Raw genomic sequence first — 20993 nt, 5'->3', positions numbered from 1 at the left:
AGATCACCACACCAACGACGAGGGGCTTCGCCACGTCACCCCACCTGACCAGCCTGTTTCACTCCTCAGACCCCAGGATGAAAGAGGTTCACTGAGCCCGTTCAGCGTTGGCGCTCCAGGGTGAGGACGGCCTTGGCGATTGACGTCATTCGATTCGGGCTGCATCGCGCCTTGCGGAAGATCTTCCAGGTCCTGAGTCGGGCCGGACCGCGCTCGACGGCTGCCCTGGTCCGCGACAGCGCTCGGTTGACGGTCTGCTGGGTCGGTGTCAGCTCGCCTCCGGGAGGGCACCGTTTTGGGGTGGTGACCTAGGAGCCAGCCCCGATGTAGGCGCAGTCAGCCAGGATCGGGACGCCCTGGCGCTCGCAGATCCGGATGATCCGGTGGGTCCGGGCGGCCGTCAGGTCGTTGGGTGCGTCCGGGCAGAGCCGGGGAGATCCACAGCAGCCGTCCGTCCTGGTCGCTCACCAGCTGCAAGTTCACGCCGTGCAGGCGGTGCTTGGCCGAGTAGCCGCCACCCATCGGACGGATGGCTGCACGAGCACTACTCTGACGGCAGTTTTCCGGATCTGAAGGGGAACCCGCGTGCCCGACCAGAACACCCGCAGCGAGGATGCCGGGAGCACTCCCTCCACCGGCGGTACGGCCATGAGCCTGCTGAAGGGAGCCGCCATCCTGGCTGCAGTTGCGGCTGGCCTGCTCATCAAGGGCGCCATGAAGCAGTCCACCGTGGGGGCCGTCGAGGTCGACGAGTCGCCGGGCACCAGGATCCCGACGCCTGCCGAGATCGAGTTCGCCGCCCTCGTGCGTGCCGTCGCAAAAGACGCCTGGAGGGTCAGGAAGGTCGTGACGAACGGCTTCTGCGTGGAAGCACTGATCGAGTCCAGCGGGAGAGGAACGTGGACGGCGTTCTTCGTTTTTGATCCCGAGACAGGCGACTACCACCACTCCCACCCTTATCCGGGCGCGAAGGCTCCTGTGTTCTTCGGTGACGAGGTGCGTCGCCGGATGAGGGAAGCCGCGGGCTACTGACAGCCAGCTCCAACCGAGCGCGTCACTTCGCGTGGCGCTGTTGCAGGTCCTCGCCTTTGGGCTGCTGGGCCCACGGGCGCAGGCCCCACCCTTCGTTGAGCTCGGCCCCGTTCCGGGCCCACTCGTCGACCGCGGCCGCAATCGCTCGCTGGCTGGTCTCGATCGCGTCCCATGCCTTCCAGGCGGCCCCTGGGGCCGAAAACGGGCGGACGGCGGCCTTGCGCGACGGCCCGACTCCCCTGTGCGGGCCGTCGCGTAGCAGGCCCCCGCGGCCCAGAGGCGGGCGGAGTTCACCGCGGCCTCCGGCCACCCCGCAGCGGATCGTCGCCGCACACAGGGAGCAGCCATCCGCCGGGGTGTTCACCACCAGGCAGACCAGAGCCTAATGCGTTCGCAGTGTGATGGTGCCGGCCCGTCAATTTCTCACTCAGCGTCCGGGCCTTCGCCCCGTCAGGAACGGCACCGCCGCTCCAGCCCCAGGCAGCAACGTCGACCTCGTATGACGGCTTCTCCCTGACCTCGAACGGTGCACATCGTTGGTGAACAGGAAACAATGAGTGGATGTTCGCGTCGATGGCCCCGCTGGACCCTGATATCCGGCACGCGTACCTGCACCGCCTCGGTCTCGAGGCCATGCCACCGTCGGTGGACGCCATGCGCCTGCTGGTCGCGCGCCATGCCGAACGCGTGCCGTACGAAACCCTGTGGATTCCTGCCGGCGAGGCCTGGGCCATCGACCCCTACGAATCCGCGGCCCGTATCGCCCTGCACGGCCGAGGCGGCTACTGCTACCACATGAACGGCGCGCTGGGCCTGCTGCTCGGTTCACTCGGCTACGCGGTACGCGGCCACGTCGGCGGAGTGCACGGCCCTGACGGCCCTCAACCCGCCGCGATGGGAAACCATCTGGTCCTGACCGTGGAGCAGCTGCCGAGCGACACCAACCCCGGCGGTGTCTGGTACGTCGACAACGGGCTCGGCGATGCCCTGCACGAACCGCTCCCCCTGCTCGCGGGAAGGCACGACCAACCGCCGTTCGTCCTCCATCTGGAACAGGCCGCCGACCGGTCGCAGTGGCATCTGACCCACGACCCCCGCGGCGGCTTCACCGGAATGACCTGGACCGTGGCCGACGCCCGCCTGTCCGACTTCGAGGCCCAGCATCAGTGGTTGTCGACGTCGCCGGAGTCGGGCTTCGTCCAGGTGCCGATGGCCGAACGCCGCGACGCGACGGGGGCGGACGTCATCCGCGGCCTGGTGCTGAGCCGGATCGGCGACGGCGCACGCACCGACGAACACGTCACCCGCCGCGCGGAATGGTTCGACCTGCTTGCCGACCGATTCGACCTGCGACTGCACGGCATGCCCGCCGAGACGCACGAACGACTATGGACGAACGTCCTGACGGCACACCACCGCTGGCAGGAGTCACAATCCGCCCAGCGCTGAGGTGTGTTGGCGGCGCCTGTGTCCACGCCGCCCTGCCCGACTACCGGATCAAGGCACCGACCCCCGTCAGCTTCGGCGCCGGCGGGTGAGCTTGGGATGTGAAGCGCAGTACTACACAACCAGAGGCAGCCGGCCCTCCCGCCAGACGGGCACCACGTCGGAGCCCGCACCACAATCACTCATTCCGGCCCAGCCCCCCCGCCCGCAGCCGAAACGGCCGATCCCGACCCGCAAACGGCCTGACATCCTCCCCTTCCACTCACGAGGCCGGACCAAGGCAACGAGGCTTGCCTGCATCACTAATTGCCGTCCAGCGAGCGGCGGATCTCGAACGCAAGAAGCTGGAACTGCTCGAACTCCCTGACGAACGCGCACCACAGCGTCGCATTTGGCTTGAGGCGGCGGCCGTGCAGAACGCCGTTACCCGCTACGCGCGAGCTGGGCGCCAGAACCGCTTCGGCGTTGAACACCAGCTACGGAGAGGTGTCAGGGGCGACAGCAACAGATGATTCGGCGACCCGCCGCCCGGCGGGGCCGACCTCATTCCCAGGCACCGGAACGGTGCGATCAGCGCCCCTGGCGGCGCTCCCACCCTCGGTACGCTACATGTTGGGCAGGTCGACCATGCGGTGGTAATCGGGTTCGAAGCGGACGGCCGCCCTACCGGTCTGTCGCCAGTTTCCCCTGCCAGACGCAACCTCCTGCCGGACAAGGGAGTTCGGCTTCCTACAGAGCCGTACAATGATCCACAATGCGAAGTCCGGAAGAGACGATGCCTGAGCGGAACATCGAGTTCGGCAAGTACGGCGCCAGCGGCATCAAAGGCCACGAAGCCGCCGCCCGCCAGCTGGACGCCCTCGCCGGCTACATCGCCACCCCCGTCACCGCCCAGCGCGGCCTGCTTGCCTGCCTGCGCTATCTGACCCGCACCGACCACGCCCGCACCGCCGGCCTGACCGTCACCGAAACCGCACCCTGCGCGCCTGGCTCGAGGGCCGCCGCGCGCCCTCGAGGAAGAACCTCGAACGCATCGAGCAGGCCTACCGCACCGTGCGGCGCGCGAACGTCGCCCGCTACCTGGCCGCCCGCCTCAACCGGCAGGACCGCGGTACCCGCGTGGAGATCCACCCGCTCAAGCAGTCCGGCGTCTCGCGGCCGCGGCAGAGGGCGGTGGGCTTTCGCGCCCTGAACGTTCGCCGCTGGGACCGGATCGTCGCCGTCTGGGCAGCCGACGACGACCAGCAGCTTGACGACGCCTGGGTCGACCAGATCGTCGACGTCGGCTCGCAGTGGGGCCAATACGAGTACGTCACCAACGTCGGCTTCGCCGCCTGATGAGTCTCAACAGGCCCAGAGCGGGGCGCAATTGCCCGTAATCAACGGTGGCCGGCCGCCGCAGCGGAGATAACCTGGTCTTTCGTCATGTCAGCCGCCGATATGGGTTCCACGATGGCCGGTTGGCTGAACTGCTCGTGCGAGCAAGGCGGGGGTAGGGTGCCCTTATCGTCGGAAGCTGTGCCACGGTGGGGGCGCCGCCTGACCGCCCCGGGCCGCAGGGGATTGCCACGCATCGGTATCGCACGCTCGACTACGCTGGCGCGAGCACCTACCGCCCGCAGGCGGGCCCCGACCCGACCTGTATGGAGAGCAGTCCAGACGAGCCGGACCTGGAGCCGGAAGGGATTGCTCTAGTCCCCGGCGACTACCCCTACCAGCGTTTCGCCCTGGACGAGGTATTCCACCGCCGGCGGAATCGCCTGGCACGGCGTCGGTGGAGCAGACCACCGAAGAGCCTCCGAGCCGACGCGGCCGCCCACCGGAGCCGGTCAGCGACGAAGTCGGCGCCACCCACCGCGCGTGGCTGGAGCCCGTAACCGGCTCTTTGCCAGAGGCCTGACCCTCGACGAACTCGTCAGCAAGTCCGACGACTCCAAGGCCCGGCTGTCCGAACTCCTGCGCCGGTAAGGCTACTACCCCGGCTGGGAGATCACCTACAGCGTGGTCCGCGCCCTGGACATCCCCGTCTGGCCCGTGCGCCGGCTGTGGACAGCCGCGGCCCGGGAGGCGAACAAGAACCCCAACTGGATCAAGAATCGTATCCACGACGTGCAGCCGTTAGGTTCCGAGGAGCGGCCGGTGGCCCACGAGGGCTTCACCAAAGCCATGACCCACCCCTATACCGCCTACGCGCGTGCCTTCCCTGCGCCCGCTTGAGCTGTGCCGTCGTGCGGTGCGGCTTTTACGCCTGCCTGAGGATGTCAACGGAGTATGATCCATGTCCGGCCGGTGTGCAGCTTCATGGTTGTGCCATGGAACGTGTAATGCGTCGAAGCTGACTTGGAGCTTCGGCTCCAACTACCGTGGTACGCCTTACCGTCGCGGTAAACGGTGGCTTTGCCGTCCCCCAGCGTATCGGAGAACGGCACCGGCCCGCCGTGGCTTTTGCGGACCATACTGACGGATACGTCCTGAATGACCACGTTGTCTGCGTGCCAGGGCGACCGGCTGTGATCCATCCCCACGTTGTAGTTCTTGCCGTTCCAGTGGAACTGGAAACTGGCTGCTGGCATGGATGCGGAAATGCTTGCCTGAGAGGCGCCACCGGCCGGCAGAGGGCCGAACTGCAGTCCGATGGACCTCGCCGCCGGCACGCCGTTCAGGAGCTGAGGAGGCGTCCTCAGATACTCATTGTGAGGTGCGAATCGATTGTGGTTCCGGTAGAAGTCTCCGAACTGCCCTGGGGTTACGTTCTTCCATGGTCCGGCGTTCAGCTCCGGGATGATGGACGTAGTGGCACCCGAGTATGCAAAGGCCACGCGGCCGAACTGCGGAATCAATGTCAGGTCAGTCTCGCGCGCGGACCTGACCGGCCCAACGAAGCTAGGAAGACGATGGCCGTCGTAAACAGCCATGATGCGTGACAGGCCGCCTTCTACCTGAATGCCATACACGATGTCTGCCTGGTCCAGGTTGCTGGCCGGGCGAGCCGGGGTCGCATTGTCAATCTTGACGATAAGAACGGAGCCTGCTTTGCCGGACTTACCCGTGAGAGCATTCACGGCGCCGCGCGGCGTACTCGCCTTTGGAGTTGGCGTTGTTGTCGAGACATCACCTCCTCCCAACATGGCACCGAAAACGATCCCGATCCCTGCAAGAAGGACGAAGGTGCCGGTGATCAGTATGTGCTTTTTCGTCAACCTCCTCATTTCCGTGACCTCCTTCCTGTTGTGGCCTAATTCTGCCGCGCCTCCGACCCAATTCTTGTTGTTTTACAGCTTTTGGTTGTGTCGGTCGGTGCGTCACACCTGGAGGGCTAAGGGCGCATTATTGTGCGCGTATAGCCCCGACTCGGCAATCGACCGTTTCTCTCGCCATGGCATTTTTGCGGGTAGATCAACGGTTTCGACGCAAAATCTCCTGGTGGATGCTTGCTTCAGTCGAGCATGTGTGAGTCGGGGAACTTACCTTCCCGGAGGACACCTCCGATCGGGTGACCGTCGAGCGTTCCCTGGCCGGTGAGGACGGAATGGCCGTTCTCACCGGCGATCATCCAAGCTCTAGTATGGAACCAGAAGAAGGAATGAGAACCCCACCATGTTGAGCTAATAGAATTTGAGGCCGTAATTCATGACATTAGCTTTTGATTCTCGCTAATGTCTCCATTGTGCGCCCCATGGCTCTGATCGGCGAGTCGGTTCAGTCGATGTGATCCCTTTCGTCTGGGACTGAACTCGGGTTGTCGTAGCCGCTGACAGTCCTCGATCCTCGCGGTGCGCCGTTGTCGAGAAGTACGCGCAGGGCGTATGCCTGTTGGATGGGCGCAGGCACTTCCGCGAGGGGATCCGCATGATGGCCGCTGAGTGGTTCGCCTCTGGTTCGGTGGTCGCGAAGGGGTGCGCAGGCTGCCGATCGGGCACGGCGTCTCCTGCCAGGTCTCGGCCAGACGGGCCGTCGAGCGTGATGAAGAGCAGATCACCGGCTGGGTGAAGGAGCCTCGGCCGCAGCTAAGAAGGACACGGCGGCGCTCGGGGCACGGATCGTTACCGCCTGATGGTGCGGGTTCGGCGAGCGGGGACGGAGAGCAGTACACGAGGAACCGGCGTCTGTACGTCTCTTAAGCCCGAAACGCCCCCGACCACGCTGGGCCACTGCAGTGGACGGGCTCCGTCACTCTTCCGGCTCTCGGCCCGACCGGGTTCCCCGCACGGGCGCCCCCTCGGGGAACGGCGTCAAGGGCGAGGGGGAGTCAGGCTCCTCCCCACCACCTTCCCCGTCCGGGATGGTGCCGAGTTCGGCCGAGCCCTCGCGGTACTCGACTGGGAATACGCCGGTTCCGTCAGTGCCGTGCAGAGTGTCAATGCCAAGCGCTTTAAGTGGCATATCTGTACGCATATCCGTCGAAAGGATTTCGGCGATGCGTCGGAGAACGGACCCGACGCCGAACATCGCTTCAGCGTCAGGATCAACGATGCGCACGTCGTTATCGACTCCGATGAACACATAAGTGTCTCCGAAGGGGCGGTACCATCTACCGCTGTGCATTGTGATGCCCTGACTGAATCCGAGGTCAGTGATAACACGGTTCTGCCATCCCGTTTGCTCTGCTCCGCTCAGCACATCAAGTAGCCGCATGCTGGCCTTGGTAGCCCTTCTTCCGTCATGGAAGATTTCGACCATTGCGGCAAATTTGATGACCCTGCCGCCCCCCATTGAGTAGGCAACTATGGCATCCGAGTACCGGAGGCTCCCGCGGGCTGCACGACCGCCACGGAGTTGAGTGAAGGTCCAATGCCCGTTGCCGAACCGGAGTCCCACGAAAGCATTGCCCGTGTGCCCCGTACTCTTGTATTCCTGCTGCCCCTTGTCGGAGAGCCCATCGGCGACTCCCTCTGGCGAGGATGATGAGGAGAGCCCGGAGGTGGGTGCACCGCTGGCTGTACCCGGACCACCGCGGAACGTGACAGGGAACACACCCGTCCCGGTTGGGGCGTGCGTAGTGTCGATGCCCAGTGCACGGAGTGGCAGACTGCTAGACAGATCCATTCCGAGGATTTCAGTGACGGATTTACGTCGACTCTCGCCGGCAGCCATAACCTGGGTGGAGGGATCCACGATACGCACTTCACCATCGCCCCCAATGAACACATAGGTAGACATGAAGGGTCGGTACCATGTGCCCCCGTGCACTATGTCACCGCTGTGGTATCCGGTGGCGAAGATCGTGCAGTTGTCCCATGCCGCGGATGTCTCCGCTCCTCCAGTAACCCTCATTAGCTGCATACTGGCCCCCGTTACCCTCCCCGGCGCCTCCACAGACCCGCCGGTGTGGTGAATTTCCACCTGCGCAGCAAAGGTGATGACCCGGCCACTCCCCGTCGTATAGGTAACCGTACTTTCCGGGTACTGGGTGCTACCGCCCGCGAAGTGCGCGCCCCCGAGTTGTTGGAAAGCCCACTGCCCCCCATTGCCGAACCGGAGCCCCACGAATGGTCCGGCGTCGACGGTCTTCTTCTCCTCCACACGCTTGTCTTCGGGAGCGCCGCTGTATCCTGGTGCATCGACAGTTATGCCAACCCCTCGGAGAGTCTCTTCCGGTATGGTATAGGCCTCGCTAACAATGCGGGCAATATCATCGGGCGAAAGCCATTTCGCGAGATCCGGAGGAAATATGCTCATGATACAGCGAGCGAATATCCTCACCGCGAGGGCGACGGCCGGATTGGCCAGTCCGGCGGACAAGGCGAAATCGGCCCCGATCGTGCCTGTTGTCAACTTGCCCGCCTCGTGCTTGAGGACGGCGGTCGTGCCAGGCACAGCTTCCCCCTGCACGACGCCCAAGAGTCTATCCGCGAGTTCCTTGCCTATCCCCTCGCGTTCTGCAGAAGTCATCGTTTCGAGATTTTTCTCGAGTTCGTCCTTATATGCACCGAATATGCCGCTGAGCGTGCCGGTGATAATGTCCCAGATGCCAGGGATGGGGATCCAGGAAGCTGCGAACCCCGCAAGTCCCAGTGCGAGGTTGAAGTTGGCCTCCATGCGGGCAATGGCTCCCTTGCCGATCCTTCCGGTACCGTCTTGTTGCATCGCCTCCAGGAGCGACTGTCCGTTCTCTTTCGCCTGTTGCACCAGCTTGTCGTATGCCGCTTGAGACTGCCTATCGAGTACAAAGCGCTTGACCCCTGCTTGGGTCAGACCTGCCGCCGCGAAGATGGGATTGCCCGGTAGCGCGAAGACTGGAGCGAGGCTCGTGGCGTAGGCGCGACCGAGGCCAAGACCAAGGCTGGTCGCCCTGTCGACATTGTCCAAGGTCACAAGCGCTCCTTGAGCCTGCTCCCATCGTGACTGGTCTTGCTCTCGATCCTTCTCAATTTCCTCCTTTTTAGCAGTGGCGTAGTCCTTCGTCGCCTGCCGTACGATACTGTCCAACTCGCGGACAAGGGCCGTTCCAGTAGTGGCTCCCAGTGCGGCCAGCTTTCGGTATTTCTCTCCTACCTTGTTCCCCTCCTTGACGTATAGCGCCACATTTTCGCCCAGCGCTATCGCGCCCTGCATACCCCCGACGCACAGAGCGCGGAATTCATCCTGAGCAGGGACTACGGGAACCTGCGTGCTCAAAGCGACGGCCTCATCCCTGAGCTGCCTGAGAGATTCCACTATGCGTCGATAGGCCGCGACATCTCCTGCAATCTTCAGGCGCAACGCGCCGGCGTGAGCTAGTTGACTACCTTGCACTTGTTCCAGCAGGTGTATGAGATGTTCGTAGTATTCAATGCGCGCACTGATGGAGGATACCTGCCCTGTAAACTCGGGCTTTTGGCTTTCTTCGGGATTGAAGAGTGCCAGCTGGGCCTGCAAGGCCGTTTCATAGGTCCGGCGAAGCGCCTCAACACGATCAGAAAATTCGTACAGTCCCACCGTTGCACTCAGAGCGGTCTCCAGCATGCGGGATCGCGCCGCGAGTACTCGTTCAAGATTCTTGCGGCGCCACTTTCTTTTGTCGAGATAGTGATAGATTGCTGCCGCCATATTGCGGACTCGGGTTTCTCGGGCTTCCCTGAGCTGCGCGACAACAAGGCCGATGTCACCCCCTGCCGGGACGGCAGGACCTTGGTCAGGTTCTGCGGACTCCTCGTCCGGTTCTGCGAAAAACTCGTCGATATCTACTTCCTCCGCTGGTTCTTCATCAGAATCTGCAACCTCGAGTTCCGGAATTTCCGTCACCGAGTTCTCCCCTATAAGTCTATTGGGGTTCGGTGTGGGCGGAGTTGCCGCGAAAGGAGGTTCATTTCGCTTTACTTCGAGCGCCTCATCATCTCCGTCGTCGGATTCGATGATGTATGCGTCGGGTTCGGGAACGTCGTCTTCATTCTCGTCGTCATCGTCGGGTTCTGGAGCAAGCCTAAATCCTTCATCCTCTGACATGTTCTCTCCTCATTGCTTTACTCACTGAGCTGCTCCCGATCTGCCCGCGAAGGGAACGTCGGATTGCGACTGGATAGTGCCGGTGGTCAGGTGACGGATTTTCGTGAAAGTTCTATACGCAGGCCACCTGGTCAAGGTCTGCGCTCAGGAACATTTTCAGGTTGTGGCAAGAACTCGTTGAGGGTTTCCACCGATGACGCTCCCGCTCGGTTGTCACCTGGTTCTCGCTGCGAGGGTCAACGAGGCCTCCCGGGATTGGCGGTCAAGGCACCCACTGCCAGCCGTCGCCGTACTGGTAATTGAGTACGGCATCCGGACCGACGAACTAAAACTATCTGGCCTACCGGACTGCCAGAGGCGCACCATTGGGAGGTGCGGGTCCTGCTGCCCGGTTTGCGCTGGATCACTCCTATGGCCAATGTACGCCGGTCTGGACGACCTGGGTATCGGCGCGCGAACCCACCAACGCCTACCTGCTGGCGGATGCCCTCGATGCTCAGGTGCCCAGTGAAGCGCACATTCGTATATTGCACTCGGCCTCCGATTGGTGAATGGGCGAACCGCACCCACGTGTTTACCCTCGTGGGTGGGGCGTCACAGCGCCATCCGAAATGGCACGTCGACCAGCTCCACGTCCCGCTTGACCGAGTCGAAGTCGATGCGGCCCAGCGCGCCATGCTGGGACTTACTGGCTCTAACAAAAGCTGATGATCATGTGACTGTTGGCTTGTCTGCTCGTTGGGCTGGGGGTGGGGAAACGTCAGTCGCGGCCGTGGATCGTGTCGGATGAACTCTGGTCGCTGATCGAACCGTTGCTGCCTGGGCCGGCAGCAAAGTTGGTCGAGGGCAGACCTCGAGTGCCGGACCGGCAGGCGCTGTGCGGGATCCTGTTCGTCCTGCACACCGGCATCCAATGGGAATACCTGCCCCAGGAGCTGGGCTTCGGTTCGGGCATGACGTGCTGGCGGCGCCTGGCGGCCTGGAACGATGCCGGCGTCTGGGAGCAGTTGCATGTAGTGCTGCTGGAGAAGCTGCGGTCGAAGAACCAGCTGGACTGGTCCCGGGCGGTGATCGACTCCTCGCATGTGCGGGCTGCCCGGCGGGGCCCAAAAGCGGTCCCAGCCCGGTCGATCGCGCACGGCCGGGCAGCAAACACCACCTCATCGTCGACGGGCAGGGCATCCCGCTCGCGGTGACGCTGACCGGCGGCAACCGCAACGACGTCACCCAGTTGATGCCCCTGCTCGACAAGATTCCGGCCATCGCGGGCCGGGTCGGCAGACCGCGACGGCGCCCCGACGCGCTGCTGGCCGACCGCGGCTACGACCACGACAAGTACCGCCGCCTGCTCTGGCAGCGCGGGATCCGGCCCGTGATCGCGAAGCGGGGCGAGCCCCACGGCACCGGCCTGGGCATCTTCCGCTACGTCGTCGAACGCACGATCGCCTGGCTCCACGGCTTCCGCCGCCTGCGCATCCGCTGGGAACGACGCGACGACATCCACGAAGCATTCCTCGGCCTCGCCGTCTGCCTGATCACCCACCGCCACGCCCAACGGCTTTGTTAGGGACTGTTAGGCACGGCCAAGACGTAGCCGACGCCTGCTTCCTTCAAAGCATGCGGCGCAGCCGCCATTCCTGGCCGTAGGCGGAGTCCACGGTCACCCAGGCAACGGGCAGCGGCGAGTCCTGGGCCTACCGCCTCGTCCACCAGATGGGCGGCGGTTTGTGCGGCGCCCGGGCACCGACCGCCCAATGGCGCGGTCCGCCTTCCTGGCCTGAAGTCGGCTGAGGCACGCATGAGAGCTCGGAGAACTCCGGCTCCTGCCACACGAGTTGCTGGCCCAGCTACTCGCCCGTCTCAACCGTGAAGGCCGTGGCACCCCGGTCGAGTTCCACCCACTGAGCTTCTTCGAGTTGGCCACCGATCGGGTGTCGGCCAGGTTGGTGCAGGTCAGATGGTTTTGTCCCTCCGCTTGGGGCGCCGGGTTGAAGAAGCTCACTCAACCAGTCCCAGCGTCTGCGCCTCGCTGCGGTGGTGGTCAGGGTGCGCAGGGGATAACCAGACGCCCGTGACGGATCGGAGCCGGTGGGCTTCCGAGCTCAGCGTCTCGAACCGGGTGCGGGGCTGAGCTGTGGCACCGACCTTGACGTACGAGGCCGGTCCGGCCACCTGCAGGACGTAGATATAGCCAACGACGGGGGAGGGGACTGTAAGACGTTCGGCTCTGGCCCGTAGTCGGTGGTGACGCCGAGTAGCAGTCAGGGGAGAAGGATGCGGTGGCGGAGGAGGTCGAATCCGGCGCGTCCGTGCATCTGCCTCATGATCCTCTTGGTGCGGGTGTTGACGCCTTCGGTGCGGCCGTTGTGGTAGGGCAACGTGAGGCCGGCGTTCACGGCGGACCGGTCGATTTCGAGACCGTTGGTAAAGCTGCGCAGGTGAGGCATGCCGATGGCTCGGGCGGCCGTGATCCACCCGGTGAGCTTCACGTCGTTGCCCTCGGCTGGTTTCAGCAGGGTGGCGAAGTTGCGTATGAGGTCGGCGAGTGCGGTCATCTCCGGGCAGGCTGCAACGATCTTCTCCAGGAGGGTCGTTTCCTTCGGGCGCAGGTTTTCGGGGTCGGTGAGCAGGAGGCGGCTGACGTGACGTGGGGTGGTGACGGGGCGGTCGCCTTCGGTGCGGCCCTGGTTGAGGTAGCGGACCAGCAGGTTGGCGCTGCCGGTGTAGCCCAACTCCCGGATCTCTTCGAGGAGGTGGGTGACCGGGACGGCTGGTTCTTCGGCACGGAGCCGGCGAAGGTGTTCGCGGTAGGGGTCGACGAGGGTGGGCCGGTAGGCGGCGGTGATGCGCAGGGCCTGGGGTTCGGGCATGCGGGCGTAGCGTTTGACGGTGTTCAGGGCCAGGTTGAGGCGGCGGGAGCAGTCGAGCAGGCCGATGCCCTGGCCGAGGAGATCGTGGATCTTGTTCCAGCGTTCGAGTGTGGTCTGCTCGCGTACTCCGCCGGGACGGGGCGGGTTGATGGTGGCCCAGCCCTCGAGCTGGACTTTGTCGCAGAGATTTCGCCAGAGGTGCCATCGGTCGCTGACCTGCACCGCGTCGGGCAGGGCTCGGCGAACGGCCTCGGCATAGGTGGCCGAGCCGTCCCGGCACACGATCTCGGCACCAGGATGTTCGCGCAGCCAGGACTCCAGAGTGGCCGCCTCGCGGTCGGGCAGGACCGCGACGCGCCGGCCGGTCTCGGCATCGGTGATGATCGTGGCGTAGCGGTGGCGGCGGCGCAGAGCGAAATCGTCCACGCCGATCACCCGCGGGACCGCCTGCCGCGGCAGCGGCAGGCGCCGCAGATGGCGCAGCGCGGCACTCCGGGAAACGGGCACGGCCAGCAGGCCGGCCAGGCGTGCGGCCGCCCGGCCGCATAACTCCCTCGCCACCTGGGATATCTGCCCGACAAGACGCACCGTGCGGCGCTGATGGCGCTCCAGCAGTCCGGGAATTTGCTCACGGAAGATCTGCCGCCGACAGCCCAGGGCCGGACAGGCCAGCCGCCTTACGCGCAGGTGGACGACGACCTGGCGGCCGTCGACCGGCACGTCCCTCACCGTTCGGAGGTGATAACCGTGCACCTTCGCCGTCGGGGTCTCGCACACCGGACACGACACCGCCACGTCCCGGGTGCGGGCCGAGACCACCACCGCGTCGCCGCCGTCCGCCACGTCCTCGACGACCAGCGCCGAAAGCCCCGAAAACACCTTCCCCATAAGGAAGTTGATATCCACCACAAGATCATGATCAAGGGCTGCTACTCGGCGTCGCCACCGACTACGGGCCAGAGCCACTCGTTTGACAGTCCCGAACGTCGTACGCAAGTGGCTGATGCCATGTGACCGGGGTGTGATCGACGGCTGGGAGGATGCGGGCATGCCATCGTCTTCTCTTGCGGCTGCTGCAGACACCGCTCACCTGCTGCGGCGGGGATTCGCCCTTGAATGGGCGACATTGGGGTGGAATGTTGTCGGCATCGTGGTACTCGCGATCGCGGCGATCAGTGCGCGGTCTGTCGCACTGGCCGGGTTCGGCCTGGATTCCCTGATCGAGATCGGTGCATCGACCGTGGTGATCTGGGAGCTGTCGGGGACCGGTGAGGAACGCCAGCGTCGTGCCCTGCGGCTGATCGGTGTGGGGTTCGCTCTGCTCGCTGCGTATCTGCTGGTGCAGTCGACGCTGGTGCTGGTCAGCGGCCATCACCCGCGTCACTCGGTGCTGGGAATCGTGTGGACCGCGGTGACCGCGGGCGTGATGTTCGCGCTGGCGGCCGGCAAGGCTCGCACCGGTGCCGCGCTGGGAAACCCCGTGTTGCAGACGGAAGGCCGGGTGACGCTGGTCGATGGCCTGTTGGCGGCCGCGGTACTGCTGGGCTTGGCGCTGAACGCGGCGATGGGCTGGTGGTGGGCAGATCCAGCGGCCGGCTATGTGCTGGTGTACTACGCAGTTCGCGAAGCGCGCGAGATCTTCTGGGGCGAGCACTGAGCCTGGCGGAGCGCAAGGCCAAGGCGGAGCGCCAGCAGCGAGTGGCGGCGTGCATCGCTCGGTGGCGACGGTGTGCAGACCATGTGCCAGGGCCCGCAGGTGCGGCCAGTGACGCTGCCCCCAACCCGTACCGTGCGGGCGACCTCTTCGGCGGGCGGGGGCAGAGAGGCGATCTCCAGAGATCCGTACTTCTAGCCGGCTCGTCCGTATCGGAAACGAGCCGCCCGCACATGGGGCTCGGGGGCGGCTTCGCCACGCTCGTGCGTTCTTCAACTACATCATGGCTCAAGGGAATTGGGGTAGAGACCGGCGCTGCCATCGTCGGGGTCGGCGCTGACGGCGGCCGCACCGCGTGTGAGGCCCTCATGGTACGAAGGCCTCACACGCGGGATGTCCTCGCAGCCACCCCGCGGGCGGCCGAAAGATCTGAACCGGCGCCGGGAATCAGGCCGCGACGAGCTCCTGCTCGCGAGCCGGCGTCTTGACCTCGGGCTTCTTGTTCGGCAGCGAGAGCCGGAAGACCTTGTGCCACGCGGAGAACACCTGCTTGGGCAACGGTCCGGTGACGTACTCCAGCTCGTACTTCTCGAACAGCGCGCGCACCTTCTCCGCGACCTCGGCGTACCGGTTGCTCGGCAGGTCCGGGAACAGGTGGTGCTCGATCTGGTGCGACAGGTTGCCGGTCATGAAGTGCATGGCCTTGCTGCCGCTGATGTTCGCTGAGCCCATCATCTGGCGCAGGTACCACTGGCCGCGCGTCTCGCCCTTGATCGACCGGCGCTCGAAGACCTGCACGCCCTCGGGGAAGTGCCCGCACATGATCACCGAGTGGGACCAGATGTTGCGGACCACGTTCGCGGTGAACGTGGCGGCGAGCGTGGGGAGGAACGACGGGCCCGACAGCAGCGGGTGGATGACGTAGTCCTTGAGCACCTGCTTGCGGATCTTGCGGCCCACGGCCTTGGCCCGCGCGCGGAACTCCGGGTTCTTGCGGCGGCGCTTGTTCAGGTTCTTGCCGAGCTCCAGGTCGTACGCTGCGATGCCGTACTCGAAGAAGCAGGCGTTGAGGAAGTTCCACAGCGGCTGGCCGAGGTGGAAGGGCTGCCACTTCTGGTCCTCGTCGACGCGCATGATGCCGTAGCCGAGGTCGTTGTCCTTGCCGATCACGTTGGTGTACGTGTGGTGCAGCTCGTTGTGCGAGTGCTTCCACTGGTCTGCCGGCGAGACGTGATCCCAGTCCCAGGTGGTGGAGTGGATCTTCGGGTCCCGCATCCAGTCCCACTGGCCGTGCAGGACGTTGTGGCCGATCTCCATGTTGTCCATGATCTTCGCCACGGACAGACCGGCGGTGCCGATCAGCCACGCGGGCGGGAAGATCGAGAACAGCAGTACGCCCCTGCTGGCCAGCTCGAGCTTGCGCTGCGCCGAGATGACCTTGCGGATGTAGGCGGCGTCCTTCTCGCCGCGGCCGGCGATCACCTCGTCTCGGATCGCGTCCAGCTCGCGGCCAAGGTCCTCGATCTGCTCCGCGGTCAGGTGGGCGGTGGGGTCGATGGCGGTCAAGGTGCTCCTACCGTTCGATGTCGCAGGGGCCCGCCGCGGCGGACACGCAGGTCTGGATGAGGACGCCCGGCTCGGCCTCGGTGATCTCGCCGGTGCGCAGGTCGCGGACGGCGCCCGCCTTGAGCGGCGTCACGCAGCCGAAGCAGATGCCCATGCGGCACCCGGAGGGCATGAGCACGCCGGCCTCCTCGCCGGCGTCCAGCAACGGCGTGGCGCCGTCCGCGTCGACGGTCTTGCCGGTGGTGCTGAACGTGACCTCGCCACCGTCGCCGGCGACGACGACGCTGGGGCGGAAGCGTTCGGTGTGCAGGCGCTCCGGGATGCCGTGCTCGGTCCAGTGCTCTTCGGCGGCGTCGAGCAGGCCCGCGGGCCCGCAGGCCCAGGTCTCGCGCTCGGCCCAGTCGGGCACGAGTTCGTCGAGACGGGCGATGTCGAGCATGCCGTCGGTGTCGGTGTGCAGCTCGGTGAGGCGCAGTTTCTTGTCCGCGACCAGGTCGTGCAGTTCGTTGCGGAAGATGACGTCTTGCGGCTGTGGCGCGGAGTGGACCATGACGACGTCGTCGAACTCGGTGTCGCGCAGCATGCCCATCACGGGCGTGATGCCGCTGCCGGCCGTCAGGTAGAGCACCTTGGCCGGCTTGGCCTGTGGCAGCACGAAGTCACCGGTCGCCTGGTCGAGCTGGATCAGCGTGCCCGGTTTCGCCCGGCGGACCAGGTGGTTGCTGACCTTGCCGTCCGGGATCGCCTTCACGGTGATCGTGACGCGGCCGTCCCGGCGGTTTGCCGGTGAGGTGACCGAGTAGGCACGCCACAGGCGCACCCCGTCGACGTCGACGCCGATCCGCAGGTACTGACCGGCGGTGTGGCCGCGCCAGCCCCGTCCCGGCCTGATCACGAGGGTCGCGGCGTCACCCGTCTCGGGGTGCACGGCCTCGATGCGCCCACGCAGGTCAGCGCCCGCACGCAGCGGGCTGACCAGGTCGAGGTAGTCCGACGGCAGCAGCGGTGTCGTGACCATCTCCAGCAGTTTCCACGCCCTGCTGCGGAGGGTTGCACTCGTCATGACTCCAGTTTGATGCGCCTTAGGGCGTAAAGTCCTGACCGCAGGACGTAAATCTGACCGGCTGAATTGTTCGCAGGGAACAAAACATGACCCATGCAATCCGGAGAGTCACCGAACTGGCGCTGGATGAGACGACGGTCACCGCACTGCGGGCCGCGCTGAAGAGCACCGCAGACGAGGTCGTCCAGGCGATCATCGACGAGGTCCCTCCCTACGCCAACGCCCTGTCGGGCCACATGGGCGCCACCATCCGCCGAGCCGTCCGCACCGCCCTGGGGCACTACCTGGACCTCGCGAGCGGGAACAGCACGGGTGGCGACGCCGGTGACGCAGCCTACGAGCTGGGCCGCGGCGAGGTCCGGGACGGCCGTTCGATGGACGCCCTGCTCAGCGCCTACCGCGTCGGCGCCCGCGTAGCCTGGCGATGCCTGGCCGCGGGTGCCGTACCCGCAGGTCTGCCCGCCGCCGAGGTCGCCAAGTTCGCCGAGCTGACCTTCGCCTACATCGACGAGCTCTCCGCCGCGAGCGCCGCGGGCCACGCCGACGAACTGGCCGCCCGGGGGCGGGCCCACGAGCGCCACCTGGAACACCTGGCCCGCGACCTCCTCGCCGACGCGAGCCCGGACGTGCTGCTTGTCTCTGCTCAACGGGCCGGGTGGCAGCCTCCGGTTTCGCTGACCGCGGTCCTGTTGCCCGCCGACCAGGCCCGGCCTGCCTACCGCGCGCTCGACCCGAGCACCCTTGTCCTCGACGATCTGCCGGAGGCCACCGGTGTGCTGCTCGTCCCCGATGGCGACCGATCACATCTCTTGAGGCAGCTGACCGACCGCACCGCCGTGGTCGGCCCGGCAAGGCCATGGACTCGTGCATCCGCCTCGTACACGCGAGCCGTACGCGCGCGCTCCCTCTCCTCCGATATCCGCGACACTGAGGACCACCTGCCCGAGCTGGTGCTGAGTGCCGACGTGGACGCGTTCGCGGACCTACGTGCCCGAGCCCTCGGACCGTTGCGGACCTTGCCTGTCGCCACCGCACGGCGGCTGGAGGAGACGTTGCGGGAGTGGCTGCTGCACCAGGGCCGGCGGGAAGAGGTGGCGGCGGCCTTGTTCGTCCATCCCCAGACCGTCCGGTACCGGATGTCGCAGCTGCGGGAGCTTTTTCCGGATCTCGCATCGCCGCACCGGGTCCTTGAACTGACGCTGGCCGTCGGTCTTCGGGTCACCTGACCGCGTTCTTCGACCGTCCTGGACCGCGTTCTTCGACCGTCCTGGACCGCTGAGCGGACTGGTAGCGGGATGTTCGCACCGCGACATGGCGACCTCCTCGTGGGTGACATCGCCGACGACTACACGGACCGGCAACAGGATCGGCCCCTGCTCCGCCATGTCTGCGCGGACGGCCGTCAGGCGGGTCTCGCGCGAATGTTCCTCCTCGAGGCAAAGAACATCCGCAGCTTGAACTCACTCGCGTGCGTGAAGCGGAGGAGATGAGAGTCGGCGCGCACGTGGCGCGAGCGTTCCCGAACGTCGCCTCCCGTCGCGAGCCGGTGGCCCGCCGGGGATCCCGCCGCGAGGTCTCGTCGCCGGTGACGTCGGATGCGACGACCGGGGGAGCGGTGGGCAACGGCCCCGACCGCACCACTGCGTTGGCAACAACGGGCTCCCGAGCAGCACTCGACGGGATTGAATGCGATGGACGCCGGGCCGGGCCACCACGGATGCCGGGGCGGTCCCGTGCAGGTCGTCCGTCCGCGCAGAGCGGCGAGACTGTGCCGTGGCGGCATTGCGCGGTCGCGGGCGGCGACGGCCGTCGATCCGGGCGCTCCGGGCTGCGCTTCTCATGTGCGCGCAGCCGCGGCAACAGCGGGCGCCCGACGCTAACCTGCACGGTCGGCGGCCCCGCCGTGGGTGGCAGAGGGCCCGGGTCAGTGGCCGCGGATGTGCCATTTGCTGGAAGCCGGGTGCCACACCAGGTGGATCTGCCCTTGATCGGGCCTTCGGAGCGTCAGTTCGTCCAGGTCCAGCGCCGACAGGGCCCGCAGCGCCTCATCGGAGGCGTTCGACCAGAGGAAGAGCGAAATGCCTGCGTCCGGGTCCTGGACGATGGCAAGGCCCGCGTCGGCGTCGACGGCGGGCGGGGAAGGCGGTGTGTCTTCGTCGTTACTGTCGTTGCCGGTTACACGGTTTCGGCGCACCAGGCGCTGGATGAACTGCCGGGCCTGTCCGTAGGTGTCGTCGGCGATCTTGGACACGAGTGCCTGAACGAACGGCACGAAGGCGGTGGTGACCACGGCCGTCACGACCACTTCGACCCAGCCCGGCCCGGCCGGCACCCCTCCCGCGTACGTGCCAGGACTCAAGGCCTCGGCTCGCGCGCGCCAGTCGGCGGCCTCGTCGGCCCGGCCCAGCCGATCGAGGGCTTCGGCCAGCCGCCTGGCAGCTGCCCACGAACCCGCTTCGGCCTCCGCCCTCACATACTGCTCTGCTTCGGCCGAACGGTCCTGTGCGATCAGGAAGGAGGCAAGGTCACCACGTGCTGAGGCAAGTCCGTGGGCGATGGCTGCGCGATACCACTGCTCTGCTTCGGCTGCCTGTCCTTTCCCAGCCAGCACGTCGGCGAGGCGCAGCATTTCGCGCTTGGCTCCGCCGCCGGCGGCCCGGCGGAGCCACAATTCCTCCTCGTCCGTGCCTGCAGTGGTCAAGGCCATGGCGCGCATCGCGACAACCAAGCCTGCGTCTGCAGCACGCCGGCACCAGCTCTTCCAGGCGTCGTCGTCGGCTCGGTTGAGGTAGAGCATCGACAGTTCGAACATCGCCTCCGGATCTCCGGCCTCGGCCGCGGCGAGCAGCCACCGTTCAGCCTCCCCCCGGTCGGTGCCCGGCTCGGGAGCCGTCTGCAGGTACTGGCCCAGCACCCTCATCGCAGTCGGATCGCCCGCTTCCGCGGCCAGCTCGATGTTCTGATCCGGCTTGCCGGGCACCTTCAGCGCAGCCACTCGTTTCCTCCCCGTTCCAGCAGCCCCGGCCCCGTGTGCTTGGACGAATACGGCGCGGGCATGCGCACCTTAGATGCTCGGTTTCGCGGGGCGTCTCGCGCCACACGGCCCTGCGCACCCTACTGCGCACCCCGTTGCCCACCGGACGGAATTCCGCGTCATCGGCATCGATGACTTCGCTCTGCGCCGGCGGCACTGCTGTGCCACCGTGGTGCTCGACCAGGGTGCAGGAGCTGACGCTTGAGGGCCGGGCGGCGTCGTGTGCCGATGTTGCCACCGGGTACCTCACCGGGACACCGCTGCGGGCGGCCGTTGAGGAGTGCGGCGGCACACTGGCTGTCCGGGGCCGCCGTCATCGAGGAGATGATGGCCGGTCTGGGCCCGGGACCGGTCACCGCCCCGATGACGGCGTACGTCTTTCGCGCCGCGGCCTGAAGGCAGGGCGCGTCCGCGCCGGGGATGGGCGTGAGTCGACGGGCGGATGTCGGCGTCGGCCCCTCGGTGGCGCAGGAGCCAGGGGGTTGGCCGCCACTCCAGCTGATCCAGTGAGGCTTGCGGTGGGCAGCGGGAGTTGATGCGGGACCAGGCGGTGTCCCTGGCCCCTAGTTGTCGAATCAGGCGAGGAGGCGGACGTTGTTGGCTCCGTGGCGCTTGGCGAGGGTGCGCGTCGCTGTTCAGACGTCGCCCCAGTCCTCGTTCCGTAGGACCTGTCGGCGGGTGAGCTGGTCTTCGGGCGCCGGCCGCAAGGCGCTCGGCCGGTCCCTGTGGTCTTGGTCGGTCGCCTCCAGCTCGGTCCAGCGATCCAGGACGTGTCGTGGGCGTCTCGTCCTTGCTTTGGAGGCTCCTGTCCGAGGATGCGGAAGGAGCTGCCGCAGACTGACGGGCGGTGAGCCCAGTGAGGACAGGCGCGGTGACAGCCGTGCGGACAGGCCCGGTGGCAGC

Annotated in this window: 13 protein-coding genes and 3 pseudogenes; 8 read left to right on the top strand and 8 right to left on the bottom strand. The window is 66.1% G+C overall.

The features are described from left to right. Positions 1–101: 101 nt before the first annotated feature. Positions 102–510 (bottom strand): annotated as a pseudogene (locus ACGFYN_RS38545) (transposase family protein); the annotation flags it as partial. A gap of 75 nt (positions 511–585) precedes the next feature. On the opposite strand from ACGFYN_RS38545, the gene ACGFYN_RS38540 reads away from it, so the two are divergent. Continuing rightward, positions 586–1032 carry a hypothetical protein gene (locus ACGFYN_RS38540; protein ID WP_393870634.1) on the top strand — a complete coding sequence of 149 codons (447 nt, stop codon included), beginning with the start codon at positions 586–588 and terminating at the stop codon, positions 1030–1032. Between the two features lie 561 nt (positions 1033–1593). Further along, entirely contained in the window at positions 1594–2481 is an 888-nt protein-coding gene (locus tag ACGFYN_RS38535) for an arylamine N-acetyltransferase (protein ID WP_393870633.1), read from the top strand. 299 nt (positions 2482–2780) lie between these two features. On the opposite strand, the gene ACGFYN_RS38530 is transcribed toward ACGFYN_RS38535, so the two are convergent. Further along, a complete protein-coding gene (locus ACGFYN_RS38530; RefSeq protein WP_393870632.1) occupies positions 2781–2951 on the bottom strand; it encodes a hypothetical protein in 171 nt (56 codons plus the stop codon). A gap of 302 nt (positions 2952–3253) precedes the next feature. Between ACGFYN_RS38530 and ACGFYN_RS38525 the strand changes: the two are divergent. Further along, positions 3254–3816 (top strand): annotated as a pseudogene (locus ACGFYN_RS38525) (helix-turn-helix domain-containing protein). Positions 3817–4479: 663 nt separating this feature from the next. Further along, positions 4480–4695 carry a hypothetical protein gene (locus ACGFYN_RS38520; protein ID WP_393870631.1) on the top strand — a complete coding sequence of 72 codons (216 nt, stop codon included), beginning with the start codon at positions 4480–4482 and terminating at the stop codon, positions 4693–4695. Positions 4696–4739: 44 nt separating this feature from the next. Here the strand turns inward: ACGFYN_RS38520 and ACGFYN_RS38515 are convergent, their stop codons facing one another. After that, on the bottom strand, positions 4740–5687 hold the full coding sequence (locus ACGFYN_RS38515) for a DUF3048 domain-containing protein (protein ID WP_393870630.1): 948 nt from the start codon (positions 5685–5687) through the stop codon (positions 4740–4742). 961 nt (positions 5688–6648) lie between these two features. Next, positions 6649–9903: a hypothetical protein gene (locus ACGFYN_RS38510; protein ID WP_393870629.1), complete on the bottom strand. Its 3255-nt coding sequence runs from the start codon at positions 9901–9903 to the stop codon at positions 6649–6651. 749 nt (positions 9904–10652) lie between these two features. Between ACGFYN_RS38510 and ACGFYN_RS38505 the strand changes: the two are divergent. Continuing rightward, positions 10653–11470: pseudogene (locus ACGFYN_RS38505) on the top strand (IS5 family transposase). Positions 11471–12164: 694 nt separating this feature from the next. On the opposite strand, the gene ACGFYN_RS38500 reads toward ACGFYN_RS38505, so the two are convergent. Then, a complete protein-coding gene (locus tag ACGFYN_RS38500) occupies positions 12165–13652 on the bottom strand; it encodes an ISL3 family transposase (RefSeq protein WP_393870639.1) in 1488 nt (495 codons plus the stop codon). Positions 13653–13794: 142 nt separating this feature from the next. On the opposite strand from ACGFYN_RS38500, the gene ACGFYN_RS38495 reads away from it, so the two are divergent. Beyond that, positions 13795–14430 carry a cation transporter gene (locus tag ACGFYN_RS38495; protein WP_393870628.1) on the top strand — a complete coding sequence of 212 codons (636 nt, stop codon included), beginning with the start codon at positions 13795–13797 and terminating at the stop codon, positions 14428–14430. A gap of 444 nt (positions 14431–14874) precedes the next feature. Here ACGFYN_RS38495 and ACGFYN_RS38490 read toward each other — a convergent pair whose 3' ends face one another. Beyond that, positions 14875–15993 (bottom strand): fatty acid desaturase family protein, encoded by a 1119-nt coding sequence (locus ACGFYN_RS38490; RefSeq protein ID WP_393870627.1) that lies wholly within the window; start codon positions 15991–15993, stop codon positions 14875–14877. Positions 15994–16000: 7 nt separating this feature from the next. Next, positions 16001–17056 carry a ferredoxin reductase gene (locus tag ACGFYN_RS38485; RefSeq protein ID WP_393870626.1) on the bottom strand — a complete coding sequence of 352 codons (1056 nt, stop codon included), beginning with the start codon at positions 17054–17056 and terminating at the stop codon, positions 16001–16003. An 86-nt stretch (positions 17057–17142) separates the two neighbouring features. Between ACGFYN_RS38485 and ACGFYN_RS38480 the strand changes: the two genes are divergently transcribed. Beyond that, positions 17143–18282 carry a PucR family transcriptional regulator gene (locus ACGFYN_RS38480; protein WP_393870625.1) on the top strand — a complete coding sequence of 380 codons (1140 nt, stop codon included), beginning with the start codon at positions 17143–17145 and terminating at the stop codon, positions 18280–18282. A 698-nt stretch (positions 18283–18980) separates the two neighbouring features. Here the strand turns inward: ACGFYN_RS38480 and ACGFYN_RS38475 are convergent. Then, positions 18981–20051, bottom strand: coding sequence for a tetratricopeptide repeat protein (locus ACGFYN_RS38475; RefSeq protein ID WP_393870624.1), 1071 nt, complete (start codon positions 20049–20051; stop codon positions 18981–18983). Between the two features lie 267 nt (positions 20052–20318). Here ACGFYN_RS38475 and ACGFYN_RS38470 point away from each other — a divergent pair, with 267 nt between their 5' ends. Next, positions 20319–20486, top strand: a complete 168-nt coding sequence (locus ACGFYN_RS38470; protein WP_393870623.1) for a hypothetical protein — start codon at positions 20319–20321, stop codon at positions 20484–20486. Positions 20487–20993: the final 507 nt, after the last annotated feature.

This window comes from Streptomyces sp. NPDC048419 (genome assembly GCF_043200415.1).
Taxonomy (GTDB): Bacteria; Actinomycetota; Actinomycetes; order Streptomycetales; family Streptomycetaceae; genus Streptomyces.
The sequence above is the reverse complement of the archived record's forward strand: the minus strand, read 5'-3'. Positions and strand labels throughout refer to the sequence as shown.